Source organism: Mesorhizobium sp. M0968, from assembly GCF_040319065.1.
In the GTDB taxonomy this organism is placed as follows: Bacteria; Pseudomonadota; Alphaproteobacteria; order Rhizobiales; family Rhizobiaceae; genus Mesorhizobium.
In genome coordinates this window covers 236,418-256,560 of the sequence record NZ_JAMYNL010000006.1, presented here as the reverse complement: position 1 = coordinate 256,560, position 20,143 = coordinate 236,418, and the positions used below count along the sequence as shown (strand labels likewise).

Sequence of the window (20,143 nt, the reverse complement as noted above, 5' to 3'; positions counted from 1 at the left end):
GCGTTTCCGATCTGGTTTGCCCCGCCCGATGAGCTGCCGATGCCTGAGTTAGGGGCCTGAGTTCCAGGCCGAATTCTGGACAGTCGCTCCTCGATGCACGGCCAGCAAGCGGCCGTCAGTAGCAGCCTCGCGACATCCAGACCGCGGGTACGGTCTTGATGATGATGCGGATGTCTTCGAACATCGACCAGTTCTCGACATAGTGCCTGTCGAATGCGACGCGGCTGTCATACGAAACATCGTTGCGTCCGCTGACCTGCCACAGCCCTGTCAGGCCGGGGCGCGATTTAAGATAATAGACGGCCGAATTGCCATAAATCTCCAGCTCATCGCGCACCACGGGACGAGGCCCGACCAGGCTCATATCCCCCTGCAGGATGTTGATGATCTGCGGCAACTCATCGAGGCTGAGCTTCCTCAGCACCGCTCCGACGCGCGTGATCCGCGGGTCGTTCTTCAACTTGCGGGTCGCTATCCATTCGGCGTTGGCCTCCGGATTCGCGGCGAGATAGGCAGCAAGCACCCGCTCGCCGTCTGGAACCATGGTGCGGAACTTGAGGCACGGAAAAATCCGTCCTCCGCGGCCGATCCGGCTGTGACCATAGAAAATCGGCCCGCCATCGGAAAACCTGACAAGCAGCGCTATCATCACGAACAGCGGGCTGAGAGCGACCAGGCCGATCAGCGAACCGACAATATCGAAGCTGCGTTTGAGCAGGCCGCCAATCGGTGGCGGAAAATCGACGCCGGCCTGCGAAAAATCCGCATCGGCCGGCTTGGCTACGTCCCTCATGCGTAAACTCCATACGTTGAACGGATGGTTTACCGCACGATACCAAAAAAATGTTGCAGCGCAACACACAATTTCCCAGACGGCTGTAATAGTCGCGTCATAAACTGACTAAATAATAAACTCGTCCTGCACAAAATTTCGCCTTTATGTCGCAAAAGAGACAGATTATGGGCAATTTTGGAAAAACTAGTCCAATTTTGGGGCTGATTTTAGGCGAATCGCTCTTTATACCCTCCTGTGGAGCTTTGCCGTCATTTAGAATTTCAAGATAATGACTGATGTTATGCTAAAATACTATTCAATATTATAAATCTTACTGGAGCGAGTCGATATCCGGCAATCAGTGGTGATGCCGACGTGTGCGTTGCACCATGGCAGAGTCGATCCCGAGGATTCGTTTAAAATTTATTGCGCAGCTGCCCTTGCCGCCTATTGCGCGGCTCAATAGAGTTGCAAATTGTTTCTGTCGGACTATGGACAGATTGGGCTAGGCCGGAAGCAACCGGCCAGAAGCGGGCAACCTAAATAAGCTCGCAGAGTTTAAGGGAGGTGCTCGGGGTGGGCTTGTCGACATTTTTTCCCGAGCCGGTTGATGGGCTATCGGGTATGTCACTGCCAAAGTTCATTATCGGAATGTGTTTTGCGCTGGCGATCGTGATCGTCTGGTCCTATTTAGGCGGCGCCTCGCTCGGTACGACGCTGTTTCGTGTCATCGGCTGCGCTATAGTCATCCAACTGGGTTATTTTCTGCTGGTCTTTGCCATGGTTGCCAGAAATGCCCCGACCCCGGCCGACAAAATCCGCGACGCTGAACGAAAGCTGAGTTCGAACGAAGCGGCCGAAGCCGAGAAACTCAGCGCCAGGAGAGGCCTTCACTGATTTCGGGCCTGGCCGCGGTCTGCGATGTCCATGTGACCTGTGATTAAGCTCGCCGGTCCCCTGACGAATTGCTCACCTCAACGACACCGGCAGTCGGCATTCCTGTTCTTTCAATTCCTTGACACTGCGGGCCTCGACGCGCTCGCTCCGCCCCGCCGCCGTCCGGTCGGCGAGGATCAGCAACTGGTTTCTGCCAGTTGAGCGCTCTGATGGAGCGTGTAGGAACGGCTCTGCCAAGCGGCGCATTTCTGGAGCCATCCCGATTGAGGCTCGCCGCCTGCCCAACCGGGCCATGACACCCAGCAAAATGAAAAACTGGACGGCGCCGATGATTTTGGCGATGCTTGCTTCGCACTTGCAGCATAGGCGTTTGGGCCGATGCATTTCAGGATGGGCGGTGGGGCATTGAGCGGACGGGGCGAGGAAATCCGCAACGGCTTCTGCAACCGAGAGGCATGTCTATGACATCATTCCAGGTCTGCGTGATCATCGCCGCCCGCAATGCGGCGCGGACAATCCCGGCTGCCATTGCATCGGCATTACGCGAGCCTGAGGTTGCGGAGGTTGTCGTCGTCGACGACGCGTCCACCGACGACACCGCGAAAGTCGCCAACGCGGCCGGCGACGGCACGGGCCGTCTTTCCGTCATCCGCTTCGACACCAATCGCGGCCCATCCTTTGCACGCAACGCCGCGATTGCCGGTTCCAGGTCGCCGTTCATCAGCATTCTGGACGCTGATGATTTCTTTTTCGAAGGCAGGTTTCACAGACTGTTCGCCAGCACCGATTGGGATTTCGCCGCAGACAACATCATGCTTGTCAGGGATGACGCGGCAACCGACGTTTCGAAAATCGTGGCTCCACCGTTCTCGCCCGAGCCGGAATTCCTCGATTTCGAGGGTTTCATCGACGCCAACATCTCCAGGCGCCGTGTGCAACGAGGGGAACTGGGGTTCCTCAAACCCGTGATCAGCCGCGCCTTCCTCGATCGGCATGGGCTGCGCTACGACGAGAAGCTGCGCCTGGGTGAAGACTATGAACTCTATGCGCGTGCGGTTGCCCTTGGCGCGCGCTTCAAGGTCATCAAATCCTGTGGCTACGGCGCGATCGTGCGCGCCGATTCGCTGAGCGGACGGCACAAGACCCAGGACCTGAAGCATCTGGCCGATGCCGACCTGGCACTGCTTGCGATCGACAGTTTGCCGGAGGCATCGAAGGCTGCGCTGAGAAGGCACGAGCGGCACATCCGCGACAAATATCGATTGCGGAAGTTTTTAGACGTGAAGGCTGAGCGCGGGTTGGCACCGGCCGCGGCCTACGCCTTGGCCGGCTCGTCCAACCTCACAGCCGTCGTCCGCGGCGTTGCCTCCGACAAGCTGGATGCGCTGTTTCGCCGCGCTGGCCTCGCCGCGAAGCGTCAGCATGTGCCGCCGCTGCGCTTCCTCATGGCCGGAACCAGCACGGCCAACGAAAGCTAGGCCCGTCAACGTGCGATGGCGGTAGCCACTCCCTTACCCTTCGGTCGGCTCGCACCATTTCAACGAGATTCATGAGTTTACGATCTAGGTGGTTGCCTATGCGCGCAGGGAATGGCAATCTATGTTGCGGTGCAGCAATTTTGGACGGCCAACCGAACTGGCCCGAGACATACCCTGTCGGAGGAGCTGGACGATGCAAGAAATGTCTTTTGAATGTGGACGGGCACTAAGGCCGTTCACCAGCTCGACGATGATGGGGCGCTGACTGCATGGCCTCGATCTTTCGCTTCCGGTCGAGAGATCCGGCGCGCGACACGCAGACCGACACCTCGCGCCTTGATCGGTTGGCAAAGCTGCTGGACCAGATCTCGGCCGAAGTCGAGGCGGAGAAGAGCGGCCTTGAGAACCGCTACAGGACAACGGCTACCAATGCCGCCTTTCTGGTTGAGGCGATGGAGAACGGAACGGTCTCCTCTCGCAGGTCTTCCGAAGTCGGCGAACTGACCAGGTCGATCCTGAATTGCGAGCGGCGCATCGCAGCGCTGTCGCGCCAGATGCAGAAGATGAAGGATCTCCGTCATTCGCTGGATGAAATCTTCGAAGAGAAGCGGCAGAACGGTCCCGACATAAGGACCGATTTTGTGAAGCCCGCCGATTCCGGCACAGGCTGAGCGAACACCCGGGTCGGCGCAATGGTTTTAGGCACAACACGGAGCTTGGGAGCGACAGAGGTCAAGATCAGGTTGTTTCGTCACGGTTCGAACGATCGCTTTGGGGGCGCACAGCACAAGGTGAGTTTGATATGAACGCAGATCTTAAAAGCACGCCCGCCCCGGCAACCCGAGGCACCCCGTTCACGCGCCCGATCCCAGGCAAGCTGCGGCGGCTCCGTTCAGACGGCGCGTTTCTGCTGGTCGTTCTCGGCAGTCTGGTTGCGGGCCTGGTGCCCGCCGGCGCGCAGGATCTCCCAACCGCGCCGTCCTTTGTCGATGATTTCACCAGCCTCAGTCGCGCGCGCTGGTACATTTCCGACGGCTGGACGAACGGCAAGCATCAGAACTGCACCTGGTCCAAAAGCCTGATCGGACTTTCCGACGGCATGCTGACGCTCGGTTTCGAGAAGCGCAAGCTGAAGGATCGCGAATTCGCCTGCGCCGAGATCCAGACCAAGCAGCGCTTCGGCTACGGCACCTACGAGACGCGGATGAAGACCGACACGGGCTCTGGCGTCAACGCGGCATTCTTCAGCTTCGTCGGCGATGCCGACAAGCAGCCGCATGATGAAATCGACTTCGAGGTGCTGACCAAGGACACGTCCAAGGTCCAGGTCAATGCCTACATAGCCGGCAAAGGCAAGAACGAGAAACTGGTCGACGTCGCCGGCGGCACCGACAAGGCCTTCAACGACTACGCCTTCGTCTGGGAAAAGGACCGGCTGCGCTGGTACGTCAACGGCAAGCTTGTCCACGAGATCACCGATCCGGCGAAGCTGCCCACCCATTCGCAAAGGATCTATTTCAGCCTGTGGGGCAGCGATACGATGAAGGGCTGGATGGGGCCGTTCTCGGATCCGGGCCGCAAGCTCACCATGCAGGTGGATCGTGTTGCATTCACCGCACTTGGCCAGCCCTGCCAATTCCCCGAATCGCTGGCATGCAACACAAACTAGAAGCGCATCTGAACCGGCCGGGCCGAAGGTGGTCGGAAAACCGAAGCTCGAACAGGCCCGAAGCCTTGAACAGGGATGAAACCGAATGAATTTGACTGTCTTTGGAATCGGCTATGTCGGTCTTGTACAGGCGGCGGTGCTTGCCGAAGTCGGCCATCAGGTGGTCTGCGTCGACATCGATGCAAAAAAGGTCGAGCGGCTCAACCAGGGTCATGTCCCGATCTTCGAGCCTGGGCTCGAAAACATCGTCAAGGAGAACCATGCCGCCGGCCGCATCAAGTTCACCACCGACGCCGCCGCGGCGATCAAGCATGGCCAGATCCAGATGATCGCCGTCGGCACGCCGCCGGGCGAGGATGGTTCGGCCGACCTCAAATATGTGCTGGCCGTCGCCGAGGCCATCGGTCGTGAGATGGACGAGCCCAAGATCGTCGTCGGCAAGTCGACCGTGCCCGTCGGCACCTGCGAAAGGATAAAGGCCAGGATCGCCGCAACGCTGAAGGCGCGCGGGCGCGAGGATCTGGCTTTCGACGTCGCCTCCAATCCGGAATTCCTCAAGGAAGGGTCCGCTGTGAGCGACTGTATGAAGCCCGACCGCATCATCGTCGGCACCAGCAACGAGGACACCGAGGCGGTGATGCGCGAACTCTACGCGCCGTTCAACCGCAACCACGAAAAGATGATCGTCATGGATGTGCGCAGTGCCGAGTTCACCAAATACGCGGCCAATTGCATGCTGGCGACCAAGATCAGCTTCATGAATGAAATGGCCAACCTGGCCGAGCAACTGGGCGCCGACATCGAGGAAGTCCGCAAGGGCATCGGCAGCGACCCGCGGATCGGCTACCACTTCATCTATCCGGGCCTCGGCTATGGCGGCTCGTGTTTCCCGAAGGATGTGCGTGCCCTGATCAAGACCGCCGAGGCCGTCAAGTTCGACGCCAAGCTGCTGCGTGCCGTCGAGGAGCGCAACAACCAGCAGAAGTCGGTCCTGTTCGAGAAGGTGGACCGCTATTTCAAGGGCAATCTCAAAGGCAAGACATTTGCGCTGTGGGGCTTGGCCTTCAAACCCAATACCGACGACATGCGCGAGGCCCCGGCCCGCACGCTGATGGAAGCGCTCTGGGCCGCCGGTGCCAATGTCCAGGCCTACGATCCCGAGGCGATGCAGGAATGCCAGGCGATCTACGGGCTGCGCGACGACCTGCAACTGTGCGGCACCAAGGAGGCCGCGCTGCGAGGCGCCGATGCGCTCTTGATCGTGACCGAGTGGAAAAGCTTCAGCGCGCCGTCTTTCGATGCGCTGAAGAACGCGCTGACCACGCCCGTTATCTTCGACGGACGCAATCTCTACGACCCCAAGGTCATCGCCCGCCACGGCATCGAATACCACAGCATCGGCAGAATGGCGGCGTGACGCTAGGGCGGTCCAGCAAGGAGCCAGGTCCATGAAAGTTCTGTTTGCGGGCGGCAACGGCTACACGCCGCAGTTCAGCGGTGGCGTTCAGTCGAGCACGCATCATCTGGTCGAGCAGCTGCGCGAGCACGGTCATGACGCCTCGGTTCTGGCGGCGCTGTTCGGTGACGGCATGTTCGGCTTCAAGGCGCGCGCCAAGATGAAGCTGCTTCGCCAGCGAGCGGTCATCGACAGCTATCCCGGCTATCCGGTCGTGCGGGCATGGTTTCCCTGGGAGGCGGCGCGCTTCGCGGTCGAACGGCTCGATCCCGATGTCGCCGTCGTGCAGTGCCACAAATCGGTGCCGATCGGAAAGGCGCTGCAGGCGCTCGGAATACCGCTGGTGGTCTATCTGCGGAACGTCGAATTCCACGAATTGGCCGGCGACCTGCGCGAATTGCATTCGGCGCTTTATATCGCCAATTCCGAATTCACTGCGCGCACCTATAAGGAAAGGTTCGGCATCGACTCGACCGTGATCCCGCCGACCATCAATCCCGGGCTCTACAGCACGCCGACCACCGGTGAATTCGTCACGCTGATCAATCCTTACAACGAAAAAGGGTTCGAACTCGCCGTGCGCATCGCCGGCCAATGCCCCGAAATTCCGTTCCTGTTCGTCGAAAGCTGGAAGCTCGACGACGACCATCGGGCGCAGATCGAACAGATCATCGCCCCGCTGCGCAACGTCAGGCTGGAAAGCCGCACCAGCGACATGAAGACCGTCTATGGCCGCACCAAGATCCTGCTGGCGCCCAGCAAATGGGAAGAGGCCTGGGGGCGGGTGGCATCCGAGGCCCATTGCAGCGGCATTCCAGTCGTCGGGTCCCGTCGCGGCGGCCTGCCGGAGGCGATTGGCGCCGGCGGCGTGGTGCTCGACTATGACGCACCGCTCGACGACTGGGTCGCCGCGGTCAGGCGACTATGGAGCGACAAGGCCGAGTACGATCGGCTGTCGGCGGCGGCGCAGCTGTTTTCGGAGCGGCCGCAAATGAACCCCGACGGCCAGTTCGCGACTTTTCTCGGCGTTCTCGACCGCGCCAGGCAAGGCGCGCTGGAGCGTGCCGCCTGATGCAATTCGTCCAAAACCATCCACGTCGTTCAAAAGCCTGCCTTTGCGCCTGACCCAGGGGTGGGAGCTGCTTTGGGACAACGACACGCACAACACCGGACGCTTGAGGCGCCTCGCACGGCGGCGACGGGCGTCATCCCTCATCCGCGCGAGCAGATCGCCGACCGGCCTCGAAAGATCGTCCATTCGATGAAGATTTGCTTCGTAGTTGATAAGTTCCCCTCTTTGTCGGAGACCTTCGTCCTCGACCAGATAGAAGGGTGCCTCGAGCGCGGCATGCAAGTCGGCGTCGTCTGCAACGAGACGTCCTTCGGCAAGGACAGCAACATCGACGATCGCCGCTGGCAGGGTCTCCCTGGCAAGGTCGTCTGCTGGTGGGGCGGGCTGGGGCGCTTTCGCCCGACGCTCAGGAGATGGTCGGGCAGGTTCTGGGATAAGCTCTCGACCGCTGTCGACATCGCTTTTGCGCGCAAGTTGCAGAACGCCGATGTGATCGTCGCGCATTTCGGCAATAACGGCATGCGCGTCGCCCGCGCCATGAAACGAGGCCGGATTTCCGCTCCGCTGGTGACCATATTCCACGGCCGCGATGTCGGCGAACCGCTGCATGACAACACGCTCACGCGCTACAAGGTTGTCTTCGACAAGGGCGTTCTCCAGCTCCCGGTGAACGCGTTTTTCCGCGATGCCCTGATCGGCGTCGGCGCACCCCCGGCGCAAGTCATGGTTCACCATATGGGCGTGCGGCCCGGTGAGATCGGCTACCATTGGCGTTCCTGGGACCGGGACACGCTGTCCTTCATCTCGGTCTGCCGGCTGACCGAAAAGAAGGGCATCGAATTCGCCCTTCGGGCGCTCGCCAGCCTGCCGCGGCGCGACTGGGTCTATTCGGTGATTGGCGGCGGCGAATTGCTGGAAGAGTTGAAGAAGCTCGCCGCAAATCTCGGCATTGCCGACCGGGTGACTTTCCTCGGGCCGCGTCCGCATGCCGAGGTCAAGCAGCGCCTGCACAATGCCCACGTATTCCTGCTGCCTAGCGTAGCCGCGCGAGACGGCGATCTCGAGGGTATTCCGGTGGCGCTGATGGAAGCTATGGCCGCCGGGCTCATCGTCGTCAGCACCTATCACTCGGGCATCCCCGAACTGATCGAGGATCAGGAGACAGGCTTCCTCGCACCGGAGCGAGACGTTGCGGCGTTGGCCCGCAAGCTTGTCTGGGTGGCAGAGAACCCGGACAAATGCGAGCGCATCGCATGTGCGGCGCGCCGCAAGATCGAGCAGGATTTCAACGCGGACGTACTCAACGAACGTTTTGCGCAGATCGTTGCTCAACTGGCCGAAGCCAGGCAGCCGGCATGAACGCCAACCCGCCCCCCCAGTTCGGTCGCGTCGCCCTGCGCGGCGGCATGGTGACGATCGGCGCGCAAGGCTTCAAGATGGCGATCCAGTTTCTCTCCGTCATCGTGCTTGCGCGTCTGCTCGTGCCCGAGGATTTCGGCCTGGTGGCTTCCGTCGGGCCGATCGTGGCCTTTGTCGGGCTGCTTCAAAACCTTGGCCTGCAGCAGGCCGTGGTCCAGCGCAAGGATATCAGTACCGAGCAGCTCAACCAGGTATTCTGGATCAGTGCGCTGGTGGGGCTGGGCAGTGCCGTGGTGGTTGCATGCCTGGCGCCCGCCATCGCTGCCTTCTATGGCGATCAACGCATGGTCGGGATCACCATCGGCTCTGCCTTGCCGCTGCTGCTTGGCAGCCTCGCCGCGGTGCCGCTGGCGCTGATGAACCGTCACTTGCGCTTTGGCCAACTCGCGCTGAACGACGTGATAACCGCCGCTGCCGGACTTGCGACTACCGCAATCGCCGCCTATGCGGGGCTGGGCTACTGGTCGCTGGTCATTGGCCCGGCGGTTTCGGCTGTTGTCGCGCTGGCCGCGGCATGGCAGGTGGCGCGCTGGACGCCGTCGCGGCCGGACCTGAAGGTCGATACCGACATATTGTCCTTCGGCGCCAATCTGACCGGCTTCAATCTGGCCAACTTCTTCTCGCGCAATCTCGACAACATCCTGATCGGAAAATATTCGGGCGCGATCGAGCTCGGCTATTATGACCGCGCCTACAAGCTCCTGCTGTTTCCGCTGCAGAATATCAACCAGCCGCTGACACGCGTGATGGTGCCGCTGCTGAGTCGCATCCATGAGGACAAGGCGCGGTTTCGCGACATCTATGTGCGAACCAATTGGATGCTGGCGGCCATCACTATGCCCGGCATCGCGGCGCTGACGCTGACGTCGGACCAGGTCGTCGGGCTTCTCTTCGGCGAGCGCTGGACGGCGGTGGCGCCGATCTTCGCCTGGCTGGGCATCGCCAGCCTGATCCAGTCCGTCTCGAGCACCACCGGCTGGATCTTCATCTGCCAGGGCAAGACCAAGACCATGTTCCACTGGGGCATCTACTCGTCGCTGACGACGGTCGCCGCCTTCATCATCGGCCTGCACTGGGGCGCCGTCGGTGTCGCGGCGGCCTACGCGATCAGCGGTTATGTGCTGCGCGTCCCGGTGCTTGCCGTTCTTGTCCACCGGGTCGGCCCGGTGACCGCAGCCGACTTCCTGGTCATGCAGGGACTATTCATCGCGTCGTCGCTGCTTGCCTGGTCCGTGTACCGCGAGTTGCCGGCATCGCTGACCAGCCAGTCAGACCTGCTCGCGGTGGTCCTGGCGGGTGCCCTCAATTATTCGATCGGCCTGGTCCTCATGCTCGCCCTTCGCCAGTCGCGCAGCGCCCTGTTCACCACGCTTTCCAGCGCCATGCGCAACGCCCGCTAGGCCGGCAATCACCGGCCTCAAAAGCTCACCTGCCGACATCGCCGACGCATGCTCCTCAAGCACTGCCTGAAGGCTCGTCCTGCGATAGAGGTCGAGATTGGCGGTAAGTCTGCCGAGCTTCGCGCTCGCTTCCTCGGGCGTCACCGTGTCGATGTCGAGCAGCAGGTCGGCGACGCCGATCCGCTTGGCAAGTTCCTTGGTCTTGAATTCATAGGCAATCGGCAGCACCGGCGTGCCGACGCAGAGCGACATGATCATCATGTGCATGCGCGTTGCGACGACGAAGTCGAAGCCTTTCACCAGTGCCATCAGTTGCTCCGGCGTGTGGAACGAAGCGTCCACGCTGACATGCTTGGCGATCTCCGGATCGAGTTCGGCAACGATAGCCCGCGCCGTCTTGGAATCATCATGGGCGTATTCCGGCACGCCCTGGCAGGTGGAGACGAAGGTGACCTCCTTGGCGTGGTCCCTGACCAGGATGGTCGCGATCGCGCGGATCGAGTCGATGTAGCGGCGCATGCCGCCCTCGCCGTCGCTGACATAGTTCCAGTGACGGACGGAAATGGCGACGCGGCCGGTGACGGTCGCCGACTGGCAGGAGGCCAGAATTTTTCCGATCCTGTCAGTATCGGCCAGGGCAAAGACGGCGTCGGCCACGACGTGGCATTTGCCGGGGTCTTTCACCATGTCCACAATGTGGCCTCGCGAACGTTCGTCGCGCAGCAGGATGAGCGGGCTCCGGTCGAAGATCGGGCTCAACTCCTGGCGATTGTAACTTTTGTTGAACGGGCCGAGCGATTGCGTGAAGAAGACGGGGTCCTTGCCCAGAATCGCGTCGATCCGGAATTGATTAAGTCGCCGTTCCAGATTGTAAGTCTCGACAAGATAGGTTCCGCCTGTCGTGACCACGAGGTCGGCGTCTTTGTAGATATCGAGACCACGGCGATTGCTTGAGCTGAACAAACGCCCGAGAACGCCGCGGGTGCCGAACCGCCGCAGGGCATTGAGGACGAGCCGATTGTAGATCGGCTTGAACAGGTTCTTCAGCCCGCTGCCGTATTTGTAGCGGAACAGAGATTCCGACAGCAGCTTGTGAAATTCGAGATCAGGATACTCTTTCTTCGTGTAGAGCCTCGCCGCCACCTCCGGCTGGCTGTCGAAGACGTAGAACTGGATATCGTCTTGCACGATCGTCTTGAAAACATGGCGGATCGCCAGGAGAATCGCTGCATCCCCGGTATTCAGGCAAACGGTGTTTTCAACCGCGATCTTCATGGAATGACCTCATTTCGTGAGTAGTCCCGTGCTTCCATCGACGGGTGCGAAGGGCGGATTGCAGGCGGGTTGGCCGAAAATGCTGCACGCCAAGGATGGTCCTCGCGTCGTGATTATTGGCGCGCAGCCCGATGGCAGGCCAACGCGCGGTCCATGTGGCCCAAGCAGAGCGAGATTAACCCATCGATTTTGCAGTGCAACAAAAAACGGGGATCTTTGCTACGCTGCAACCAAAAATGTTGCGATGCAGCAAGAGCTGTACTAGCATTGTCGCGGGCGGGCCAACAGCGGTCGAGTTTTCATGCTGCATGTCTTGTACTTGGTACACGACGTCTCCGACCCGGCAGTGCGCCGGCGGATCATAATGCTCAAGGCAGGCGGCGCCCAGGTTACGCTGGCGGGCTTTCGTCGTACGGCAAGCGCAGTTGCTGATGTCGAGGGCTTGCAGCCGATCGATCTCGGCCCGACTCGTGATGGCCGATTCGCCCAACGTCTGGCCGCGATCATGAAGGCAGTTGTCTCGACCGGCTCGAAGCTGGGCTCAATGCCACGGCCCGACCTCATTGTCGCGCGCAATCTGGAAATGCTGGCGCTTGCCCGCCGCGCCAGATCGGCTTTCCAGGCAACGGTGCCGATCGTCTACGAGTGCCTGGATATCCATCGCCTGCTGCTTCGCGACGATCCGCTGGGATGGGCGATGCGCGGCGCAGAACGCTTCCTGGCTAGGGATGTGAAGCTTCTGGTGACCAGCTCTCCGGCCTTCATCGCCAACTATTTCAAGCCGTTCGGGCAGATTGCCGCCCCAGTCGAACTGCTCGAAAACAAGTATTTCGAGCCAGCCGCGGCCTCGCTGGATGACCGCGCGGCGCCGGAGAACCCCGTAGCGCCGCCTTGGCGGATCGGCTGGTTCGGGGCGCTCCGCTGCCGCCGTTCCCTGGAGCTTCTGGCCGAATTTTCGCGCCGCCTCGACGGCCGCTTTGAAATCGTCCTCAGGGGCCGCCCGGCGCTGTCCGAATTTCCCGATTTCCACGGTTTCGTCGAATCGGAACCCTGGCTCTCGTTTGGCGGGCCCTACCGCAATCCCGAGGATATGGCGGCGATCTACCGCGAGGTTCACTTTTCCTGGGCCATCGACTTTTTTGAGCAGGGCCTGAACTCCGAATGGCTGCTGCCCAACCGGCTCTATGAGGGCTGCCGCTTCGGAGCCGTGCCGATTTCGATGGGAGCCACCGAAACCGGCCGGTTCCTCGACCGGCAAGGCATAGGGGTTCTTTTGCCAGAAGCGACGCCCGAGGCGCTCGAAGCCGCCGTCGGCACGATGGAGCAGCATCGGTTCGGGACATTGAGGGCGCGTGTTCTCGCCCGCAATCCGCGCACCTGGAGCTACGACCGCGCCGATTGTCGGGCGCTCGTCGAAAAGCTCCGCGGGCTGACTGCGGCTCCCGGTCCATATGCTGCCGAAGCATTGGCATAGAAGGACTGCCGATGACGCAAACCGAAATTCCATCCTGCACGATCGTGGTTCCGTGCCTGAACGAAGCGGCCCATATCGGCGCGTTGCTTCGAGAGCTCCGCCCTGCGGCCGAGAGGCTGGGCGCCGTGATCATCGTTGCCGATGGCGGCAGCACGGACGGCACCAGGACGATCGTCGCGGACATCGCCGCAAAAGATCAGCGGGTGATCCTGCTGCACAATGAAAAGCGCTTGCAGAGCGCGGCAATCAATCTCGCCGTCGCCAGGTTCGGGGAAGGCGTCGACTATCTCATTCGCATCGACGCGCATGGCGGCTATCCTGCGGATTATTGCGACCGGCTGGTCGAAGAAGCGCAGGCCACCGGTGCGGATTCGGTCGTCGTCTCGATGCTGACCAGTGGCAGCGGCATGGTTCAGAAAGCAGCGGCAGCGGCGCAGAACTCCAGGCTCGGCACCGGCGGCTCCAAGCACCGGCATCTTTCGGCGGGAGAATGGGTCGATCATGGCCACCACGCACTGATACGGATATCGGCCTTCACCGCGGTCGGCGGCTATGACGAAACGTTCAGCCACAATGAGGATGCCGAACTCGACTATCGGCTCCGCCAGGCCGGTTACCGCATCTGGATGACCGGCAAGACGCAAATGGTCTACTACCCGCGTTCCTCGCTGAAGGGCCTCTATTTTCAGTATCTCGGCTATGGCCGTGGCCGGGCGAAGAACGTTCTCAAGCACCGCATGATCCCGAAGATCCGGCAGATGGTGCCGCTTCTAGTGTTCCCCGTGGTTCTTCTCGCCGCCTTTTCCTTCGTCCACTGGCTGGCGGCCGTGCCGCTTTTGCTATGGGCGTCGGTCTGCCTCGGCTACGGCTTTTGGACCGCTCTCAGCCAGCGCAAAGCCGACATTGCCCTTGCCGGCGTCTCGGCAATGGTCATGCATTTCGGCTGGTCGGTCGGTTTCTGGCTGCAACTGCTCGCACCGCGACCGCAGCGCGGGGTAGCGTGATGGACCCGGTCAGGAAAAATCGAAGCATCGATATCTGCGTCTGCACATTTCGCCGGCCGGAGCTTGCCGACACGCTTCGCTCCATAGCGGCCATGGATATGCCCGCGGGATTCGACGTCGGTGTTATCATCGCGGACAACGACGATACGCCGACGGCCGAACAGATGGTGACGACGCTGGCTGCGGAGTTGAAGCTGCCAATGACCTACCGGCACGCCCCGGCCCGCAACATCTCGATAGCGCGCAACGCTTGCCTCGATGCCAGTGCGGCGGATTTCGTCGCCTTTATCGACGATGACGAGACGGCCACCGCTGGCTGGCTTGCCGAACTGGTGGCGACGGCGGAAGCAACAGGTGCTGCGACGGTGCTTGGGCCGGTGCAAGCCCGTTACCTGCCGGATGCGCCCGCCTGGATGCGCAAAGGCGATTTCCACTCGACCTTGCCGGTCTGGGTGAGCGGCGAAATCCGCACCGGCTACACCTGCAACGTCCTGCTCAGGATTGGCGCTGAGAGCCTGCGCGGCCGGCGCTTCAGCCTGGCACGTGGCCAGACCGGCGGCGAAGATACGGAATTCTTCGACCAGATGGTCAAGGCCGGCGGCCGCATCGCCTTTTCGCCGGAGGCTTGGGTCGACGAAGCGGTGCCACCTGCCAGGGCGGCATTCGACTGGCTCGGCCGCCGCCGGTTCCGCGTTGGGCAGACGCATGGTCATCTTCTGGGGCGCAACGCACACGGCCTTGCCCGGCTCAAGCAGGTCGGCATTGCCGCGGCAAAGGCCGCCTACAGTTTCCTGTCGGCAATTCCGGTCGCCATCGACCCCGTACGTCGGAACCGCAGCGTGCTTCGCGGCATTATGCATGTCGGCGTCGTCAGCGGCCTCGTCGGGGTTCGTGAAATCCGCCAATACGGCCTGTCTTCGCCGCAGCAAGGGGGCAAGCGTGCAGCCTGACGTGAGCTTCGTGATTGCCGCCTACAATGCCGAGGCGACCATCGATCGGGCGATTGCCAGCGCCGTCGCCCAGCGCAATATCAGCGTCGAGGTCATCGTCGTCGACGACAAGTCGCGCGACCGGACGCTCGACCTGGCGAGATCCTACCCCGAAGACATCGTACGCGTTGTCGCGCTTGAGCAAAACCGTGGCCCCGGCGGCGCCAGGAATGCCGGCCTTGAGCTTGCCCGCGGCAGGTGGGTCGCGGTCCTAGATTCGGACGACGCGGTCTATCCCGGGCGAATCTGCACCATGATCGAGCGCGCGGAGAAAGCGGGCGCCGAGATCGCGGTCGATAATCTGCAGGTCGTTCGCGAGGATGGCGTTGCCGAAGAGACGATGTTCCCGGCCGACTATCTGGAAGGCCTCGGTTCAATCTCGCTGGCGGATTTCATCGGCGGTAACGTCCTCTTCGAATCGAGGTTCAATCTCGGCTACCTCAAGCCGATCTTCCAGCGCCGGTTCCTGAACGAGAACGGGCTTCGTTACGATGAAAGCCTGATCATTGGCGAAGACTATATCCTCCTGGCCAGTGCTCTGGCTAAAGGCGGCAAATGCGTCGTCGAGCCGACGACGGGCTATATCTACCACATTCGCACCGGTTCCATCTCCCGGGTGCTCGAACTTCATCACGTCGAGGCGATGCGCAGGGCCGATGCCACCTTCGCCGCGACCCATTCCATGGATGCTGCGGCCGAGGCGGCGTTCGCCAGGCGCGCTCGCAGCCTGCGCCGGGCGGCATCATTCCTGTCGCTGGTCCAGCACATCAAGGCGCGGTCCCCGCTCAAGGCGATATGGACGGCGCTCAGCGATCCGGCGGCGGTTCGGCATATGAGCATGCCGATCGCCGTCCGGCTGCGAAGGGTAGCGGCACAGTTTGCCGTGGTGGCGGGGAGGTGAAGGGCTGCAGGTGAATGAAGACAGTTTCGCCGCCTGCGACAGGGTTGAAATCGATCTCCTCAGAAGGAACATGCAATGAAAAAAGTCAGGAAGGCAGTCATACCGGTGGCGGGGCTCGGAACGCGGTTCCTGCCGGCGACCAAGTCCATGCCGAAGGAAATGCTGCCGGTGGTCGACAGGCCTGTCGTGCAATATGCGGTTGACGAGGCGTTCGAGGCCGGCATCGAGCACATCGTCTTCGTCACCGGCCGCAACAAGGCGGTGATCGAGGACTATTTCGACCTGCATCCTGAACTGATCGGAACCCTGGAGCAGAGCGGCAAGAAGGCTCAACTCGAATCGCTTGAAAGCCTGCTTCCCGTCGCCGGCGCGACGAGCTTCATCCGCCAGCAGTCGCCGCAAGGCCTCGGCCATGCCGTCTGGTGCGCGCGCGAAGTCATCGGTGACGAGCCCTTCGCATTGCTTTTGCCGGACATGGTGTCCTTGGGCGGGCGCGGCTGTCTCGCCGAGGTCGCCGATCTTTACGCACGGACTGGCGCAAACGTCATCGCCGTCGAGCGTTGCGATCCGACCGAGACCAGCAAATACGGCATTGTCGGGCGCGGCGCTGATGTCGGCACGGGCTTCGAGGTAACGGCCATGGTCGAAAAGCCGGCTCCTGCCAACGCGCCGTCGAACTTCTACATCAACGGCCGCTACATCCTGCAGCCCGAGATATTCTCGTTGCTTGCCAGCCAGCAACGCGGCGCCGGAAACGAGATCCAGCTGACCGACGCAATGGTGCGTCTCGCACAGACCCAGGCCTTCTTCGCCCAGCCTTTCGACGGCCGCATGTTCGACTGCGGTTCGAAGGAGGGTTTCATCCAGGCCAATATCGCTTTCGCGCTGGCGCGGGAGGACATGAAGGGCCCGATCTTCGAGATGCTGCAGGAATTCGTCCGGTCGCATCAGCGTCGGGAAGAAGCCGCATAATGTCCATTTTTTCGAGGCATTGTGGGTGCGGCTGATGACGCAGGACAGGCCGTTGCGCCGCGCGTAACGCGCACTGTCCGGCGCAAGGTTTGCACCCTATGTCCCGACCTTCGAGGCGGTAGCGCCTGCAAACTAGAATTGGACCGAAGATGAACTATGCCAATTTTCCTGTCGACAAGAGGACGCCATTGCCGGCTTCTAATGCGGCAAACGCCGAAGACTTCATCGACATCGAGCGCCTGCTTGGCATGGCCGCGCGGCAGGCGAAAGTGGTTGCCGCCTGCGCCGTCATCGGTCTCTTTCTCGGCGTGCTCTATTTGCAGACGACGCCTCCTACCTATGTGGCGACGAGCAGCGTGCTGATCGACGAAGGATTGAACAAGGTCGTCGACGACATTTCGGCGGCGTCGGTCAGCATGCAGACCGACTCCGCCGTTCTGAGCCAGATCGAAATACTACAGTCGGCCAGGCTGGCTGGGGTGGTCGTCGACAAGCTGAAGCTCGATCAGAACGACGCTTTCATGAACCCTCCGACGTCGGCCCTGTCGAAGGTTGCTGGCTTTGTGCGCGGTATCGTCCAGTCTGTCCGCCCCAAGCGCGCCGCTAGCACAACCGATGTCACTCAGCTTGATGCTGCGACGCGTGACGCGATCACCGCATCCTCATCGCCCCGTGACTACGCAATCTTCAAACTGCAGACCCAACTCGATGCCGAGCGGATCGGCCGGAGCTTTGTCATCAGCATCTCCTTCCAGGCGACGGATCCGGCGCTTGCGACCGCCATCACCAAGGCCTATGCCGATGCCTATCTAGCCGATCAACTCGATGCCAGCTTCGACGCGACCGAGCGGGCGGCGGTCTGGCTGCAAGGCAGGCTGACCGAGCTTCGTGAGAGCTCCCAGGCGGCTGCACTGGCGGTCGAAAAGTTCAGGGCCGAACACGGATTGGCCGTCAATGACGGCCAGCTGATCAGCGACAAGCAATTGTCCGATCTCAACACCCAGCTGATCGTCGCGCAGGCCGATACAGCACGTGCCGGCGCCCGCTATCAGCAGTACAAGTCGATCGTCGAAAGCGGCTCGGACAACGCGTTCAAGGACGCTGCGATATCGAACGACCAGCCGAGCAGCTCGGTCATCACGACGCTGAAGAACCGCTATCTCACCGTATCCAAGCGACAGCAGGATGTCGAAGCCAATTTCGGCCCGCAACATCCGCAGGCCGTCGCGCTCGCCAAGGAGAAGGCTGACATATCGGCGCAGATTTTCGGCGAGCTGAAGCAACTGACCGAAAGCTACCGCAACGAATACGAGGTCGCTCTGGCGCGCGAAACCGCGCTCCGCGCAAATGTCGCCTTGGCGGCTGGCAAGAGCTCCATCGACAACCAGTCGCAGGTCAAGCTGCGTGAGCTGGACCAAAAGGCGACGGCGCTGTCGACGCTCTACCAGACGTTCCTGAACCGCTATGAGGAGGCCGCCCAGCAGCAATCCTTCCCGGTCGGCAAGATCCGGGTCATCTCGGACGCGACGATGCCGCAGTCGGCCGCAACCCCCCGCACAGCCATCGTGCTGGGGCTTTCGCTGGCGCTTGGCATGATGCTGGGGGCAGGGGTTGGTGGCCTGAATGAATTCAGGGAACGCTTCTTCAGGACCGGCGAGGATGTGCGCGACCGGGTCGGCCTCAAATTCCTCGGCTATCTGCCGGTCATCGGCAAGGCTGGCAAGGATGACCAGCGCAATGGCGGTCAGCCTGACGTCAAAGTCGTTGAATCCAAGACCGCCAAGTCCTCCAAATCCCAGCCCTCCAAAACATTGTCGGCAGCCGAAAAACGTGCGCGGATGCGGGTAACCGTCGATGCCCCGGCATCGATGTTCTCCGAGACGCTGCGCAACGCCAAGATCGCCTTCGATGTCGTCATGGAAGGCCAGGGCAGCCGGGTCATCGGCGTGGTCTCGGTGCTTCCCGGCGAGGGCAAGTCGACGGTGGCGGCCAATCTTGCCGGGCTGCTTGCCGTCAACGGATCGAAAACGCTGCTGATCGACGGCGACCTGCGCAATCCCGGCCTCAGCCGCAGCCTCGGTATGGAGGCCGAGCAGGGCCTGATGGAAGCTGTGGTGAGCGGGCAGACATGGCAGTCGGTCGGCAAGATCGACCGGCAGACCAAGCTGGCAATCATTCCGGCCGTCCTGCGTGGCCAGTTTTCGCATACCAGCGAGCTTCTGTCTTCAGCCGGCATGCGGCGTTTCATCGATAACGCCAAGGAAACCTTCGAATACATCATCGTCGATCTGCCGCCGCTCGGGCCTGTCGTCGACGCCAAGGCCTTCGCTCCGCTTGTCGACGGCTTCGTGCTGGTCACCGAATGGGGACGCACGCCGCGTGCGATGGTGCAATCCATGCTCAGCTCGGAGCCCTACATCGCCAAGAAGATCATTGGCGCGGTGCTGAACAAGGTCGAACTGAAGAAGCTGGCCAAATATGGCGCGATCGGCGGCTCGGAAAAATTCTTCGACAAATATTCGAGCTACTATCTGGAAAAATCGGAAGCGCGCACCAAGGCAGCCGCCTGAGCGACGACATCGCGCTCAGGAAAATATCAACCTGGCGCGGTTGTCGACGATCCTGAGGGCGGTCAGCTGGCCGGTTTGGAAGGCGCCGGTGTCTATGCCAAGCCGGCGTCCCTCGAGCTTCGGAGTGTCGACCGGCGTATGTCCGTGCACGACATAGCGGTCGAGAAGATGCGCAGCGTCGAAGAAGTCCGAACGGATATTCAGCAGGTCGTCCTCGTCCTGCGCGGCGAGGTCGATGCCGGGCCTGATGCCGGCATGGACGAACACGAATTTCGCCGAACAGACCATGACCGGCAGCGCGCGCATGAAGCTAATGTGGTCGGCTGGAATGACTTCCCGAATGCGCTTGTCGACCTCCTCGCTTGACCCATAGAGATCGGCCATGCGCGACGGGTCGACGCCGTAGGAAAACAGCGTTTGCAGGCCGCCTATCGCCAGCCACGACTCTCTCGAAATGATCCCGTCGACGTAGTTCAGCATCACGACTTCGTGGTTGCCGGCAAGGCAGATGCGCTGGAAATCACGGAGCGGTGGCGCCAGCAGATGATCGAGCACACGCGCCGACTGGCGTCCACGATCGACGTAGTCGCCAAGCATGATTATGAGCTTGCGCCCTTCGAAGGGCGCCGAATCGAGCACGATCTTCTGCTCCAGGGCGCGGAGTTCCTTGTAGCAGCCATGCACGTCGCCGATCGCATAGACGACTGCGCCCCGCATATCGATCTCCAGCCGCTGGCGTGCCGCGGCCTGGGGCTTTCTCGATCGCTGGAACAGGGTCACGTATGGCGTCTC

At 61.4% G+C, this 20,143-nt stretch carries 16 protein-coding genes and 1 pseudogene; 14 read left to right on the top strand and 3 right to left on the bottom strand.

Features of this window, described 5'->3' with window-relative positions:
• Window positions 1–115 precede the first annotated feature (115 nt).
• Window positions 116–793, bottom strand: a complete 678-nt coding sequence (locus NKH67_RS13790; RefSeq protein ID WP_023676307.1) for a sugar transferase — start codon at window positions 791–793, stop codon at window positions 116–118.
• A gap of 558 nt (window positions 794–1,351) precedes the next feature.
• On the opposite strand from NKH67_RS13790, the gene NKH67_RS13785 reads away from it, so the two are divergent.
• The 8 genes from NKH67_RS13785 to NKH67_RS13750 all read left to right on the top strand — a co-directional run bounded on the left by NKH67_RS13785 (window position 1,352) and on the right by NKH67_RS13750 (window position 10,166).
• Window positions 1,352–1,672, top strand: coding sequence for an exopolysaccharide production repressor protein (locus NKH67_RS13785; protein WP_352469919.1), 321 nt, complete (start codon window positions 1,352–1,354; stop codon window positions 1,670–1,672).
• Window positions 1,673–2,127: 455 nt separating this feature from the next.
• Window positions 2,128–3,150, top strand: coding sequence for a glycosyltransferase family 2 protein (locus tag NKH67_RS13780; RefSeq protein ID WP_353031145.1), 1,023 nt, complete (start codon window positions 2,128–2,130; stop codon window positions 3,148–3,150).
• Between the two features lie 269 nt (window positions 3,151–3,419).
• On the top strand, window positions 3,420–3,821 hold the full coding sequence (locus NKH67_RS13775) for a hypothetical protein (protein ID WP_352469921.1): 402 nt from the start codon (window positions 3,420–3,422) through the stop codon (window positions 3,819–3,821).
• Between the two features lie 131 nt (window positions 3,822–3,952).
• A complete protein-coding gene (gene exoK / locus NKH67_RS13770) occupies window positions 3,953–4,819 on the top strand; it encodes an endo-1,3-1,4-beta-glycanase ExoK (protein ID WP_353031143.1) in 867 nt (288 codons plus the stop codon).
• 85 nt (window positions 4,820–4,904) lie between these two features.
• Complete coding sequence (locus NKH67_RS13765; RefSeq protein ID WP_352469923.1) at window positions 4,905–6,236, top strand: UDP-glucose dehydrogenase family protein; 1,332 nt, start codon at window positions 4,905–4,907, stop codon at window positions 6,234–6,236.
• 31 nt (window positions 6,237–6,267) lie between these two features.
• Window positions 6,268–7,347 carry a glycosyltransferase gene (locus tag NKH67_RS13760; protein ID WP_352872239.1) on the top strand — a complete coding sequence of 360 codons (1,080 nt, stop codon included), beginning with the start codon at window positions 6,268–6,270 and terminating at the stop codon, window positions 7,345–7,347.
• A gap of 72 nt (window positions 7,348–7,419) precedes the next feature.
• Window positions 7,420–8,706 carry a glycosyltransferase gene (locus NKH67_RS13755; protein WP_353031141.1) on the top strand — a complete coding sequence of 429 codons (1,287 nt, stop codon included), beginning with the start codon at window positions 7,420–7,422 and terminating at the stop codon, window positions 8,704–8,706.
• Window positions 8,703–10,166 (top strand): lipopolysaccharide biosynthesis protein, encoded by a 1,464-nt coding sequence (locus tag NKH67_RS13750; RefSeq protein ID WP_352769074.1) that lies wholly within the window; start codon window positions 8,703–8,705, stop codon window positions 10,164–10,166. The genes NKH67_RS13755 and NKH67_RS13750 overlap by 4 nt, the downstream gene beginning before the upstream one ends.
• 222 nt (window positions 10,167–10,388) lie before the next feature.
• On the opposite strand, the pseudogene NKH67_RS13745 reads toward NKH67_RS13750, so the two are convergent.
• Window positions 10,389–11,441: pseudogene (locus NKH67_RS13745) on the bottom strand (polysaccharide pyruvyl transferase family protein); the annotation flags it as partial.
• A 301-nt stretch (window positions 11,442–11,742) separates the two neighbouring features.
• Here NKH67_RS13745 and NKH67_RS13740 point away from each other — a divergent pair.
• The 6 genes from NKH67_RS13740 to NKH67_RS13715 all read left to right on the top strand — a co-directional run bounded on the left by NKH67_RS13740 (window position 11,743) and on the right by NKH67_RS13715 (window position 19,351).
• Window positions 11,743–12,915 carry a glycosyltransferase family protein gene (locus NKH67_RS13740; RefSeq protein ID WP_353031139.1) on the top strand — a complete coding sequence of 391 codons (1,173 nt, stop codon included), beginning with the start codon at window positions 11,743–11,745 and terminating at the stop codon, window positions 12,913–12,915.
• A gap of 11 nt (window positions 12,916–12,926) precedes the next feature.
• A complete protein-coding gene (locus tag NKH67_RS13735; protein WP_352469928.1) occupies window positions 12,927–13,919 on the top strand; it encodes a glycosyltransferase family 2 protein in 993 nt (330 codons plus the stop codon).
• Window positions 13,919–14,869 (top strand): glycosyltransferase family 2 protein, encoded by a 951-nt coding sequence (locus NKH67_RS13730; RefSeq protein ID WP_352681433.1) that lies wholly within the window; start codon window positions 13,919–13,921, stop codon window positions 14,867–14,869. Before NKH67_RS13735 ends, NKH67_RS13730 begins: the two co-directional genes overlap by 1 nt.
• Window positions 14,859–15,809 (top strand): glycosyltransferase family 2 protein, encoded by a 951-nt coding sequence (locus NKH67_RS13725; protein WP_352681431.1) that lies wholly within the window; start codon window positions 14,859–14,861, stop codon window positions 15,807–15,809. Before NKH67_RS13730 ends, NKH67_RS13725 begins: the two co-directional genes overlap by 11 nt.
• A 75-nt stretch (window positions 15,810–15,884) precedes the next feature.
• Window positions 15,885–16,781: a UTP--glucose-1-phosphate uridylyltransferase gene (locus NKH67_RS13720; protein ID WP_353031137.1), complete on the top strand. Its 897-nt coding sequence runs from the start codon at window positions 15,885–15,887 to the stop codon at window positions 16,779–16,781.
• Window positions 16,782–16,930: 149 nt separating this feature from the next.
• Window positions 16,931–19,351 (top strand): polysaccharide biosynthesis tyrosine autokinase, encoded by a 2,421-nt coding sequence (locus NKH67_RS13715; RefSeq protein ID WP_352469932.1) that lies wholly within the window; start codon window positions 16,931–16,933, stop codon window positions 19,349–19,351.
• A gap of 15 nt (window positions 19,352–19,366) precedes the next feature.
• On the opposite strand, the gene NKH67_RS13710 is transcribed toward NKH67_RS13715, so the two are convergent.
• On the bottom strand, window positions 19,367–20,068 hold the full coding sequence (locus NKH67_RS13710; protein WP_352813824.1) for a metallophosphoesterase family protein: 702 nt from the start codon (window positions 20,066–20,068) through the stop codon (window positions 19,367–19,369).
• Window positions 20,069–20,143 lie beyond the last annotated feature (75 nt).

Bases quoted from the DNA above. Each gene is read 5' to 3' on its own strand.
- NKH67_RS13790 (WP_023676307.1), bottom strand. From the start codon at position 793: ATGAGGGACGTAGCCAAGCCGGCCGATGCGGATTTTTCGCAGGCCGGC.
- NKH67_RS13780 (WP_353031145.1), top strand. From the start codon at position 2,128: ATGTCTATGACATCATTCCAGGTCTGCGTGATCATCGCCGCCCGCAAT.
- NKH67_RS13775 (WP_352469921.1), top strand. From the start codon at position 3,420: ATGGCCTCGATCTTTCGCTTCCGGTCGAGAGATCCGGCGCGCGACACG.
- exoK (WP_353031143.1), top strand. From the start codon at position 3,953: ATGAACGCAGATCTTAAAAGCACGCCCGCCCCGGCAACCCGAGGCACC.
- NKH67_RS13765 (WP_352469923.1), top strand. From the start codon at position 4,905: ATGAATTTGACTGTCTTTGGAATCGGCTATGTCGGTCTTGTACAGGCG.
- NKH67_RS13760 (WP_352872239.1), top strand. From the start codon at position 6,268: ATGAAAGTTCTGTTTGCGGGCGGCAACGGCTACACGCCGCAGTTCAGC.
- NKH67_RS13750 (WP_352769074.1), top strand. From the start codon at position 8,703: ATGAACGCCAACCCGCCCCCCCAGTTCGGTCGCGTCGCCCTGCGCGGC.
- NKH67_RS13740 (WP_353031139.1), top strand. From the start codon at position 11,743: ATGCTGCATGTCTTGTACTTGGTACACGACGTCTCCGACCCGGCAGTG.
- NKH67_RS13735 (WP_352469928.1), top strand. From the start codon at position 12,927: ATGACGCAAACCGAAATTCCATCCTGCACGATCGTGGTTCCGTGCCTG.
- NKH67_RS13730 (WP_352681433.1), top strand. From the start codon at position 13,919: ATGGACCCGGTCAGGAAAAATCGAAGCATCGATATCTGCGTCTGCACA.
- NKH67_RS13720 (WP_353031137.1), top strand. From the start codon at position 15,885: ATGAAAAAAGTCAGGAAGGCAGTCATACCGGTGGCGGGGCTCGGAACG.
- NKH67_RS13715 (WP_352469932.1), top strand. From the start codon at position 16,931: ATGAACTATGCCAATTTTCCTGTCGACAAGAGGACGCCATTGCCGGCT.
- NKH67_RS13710 (WP_352813824.1), bottom strand. From the start codon at position 20,068: ATGCGGGGCGCAGTCGTCTATGCGATCGGCGACGTGCATGGCTGCTAC.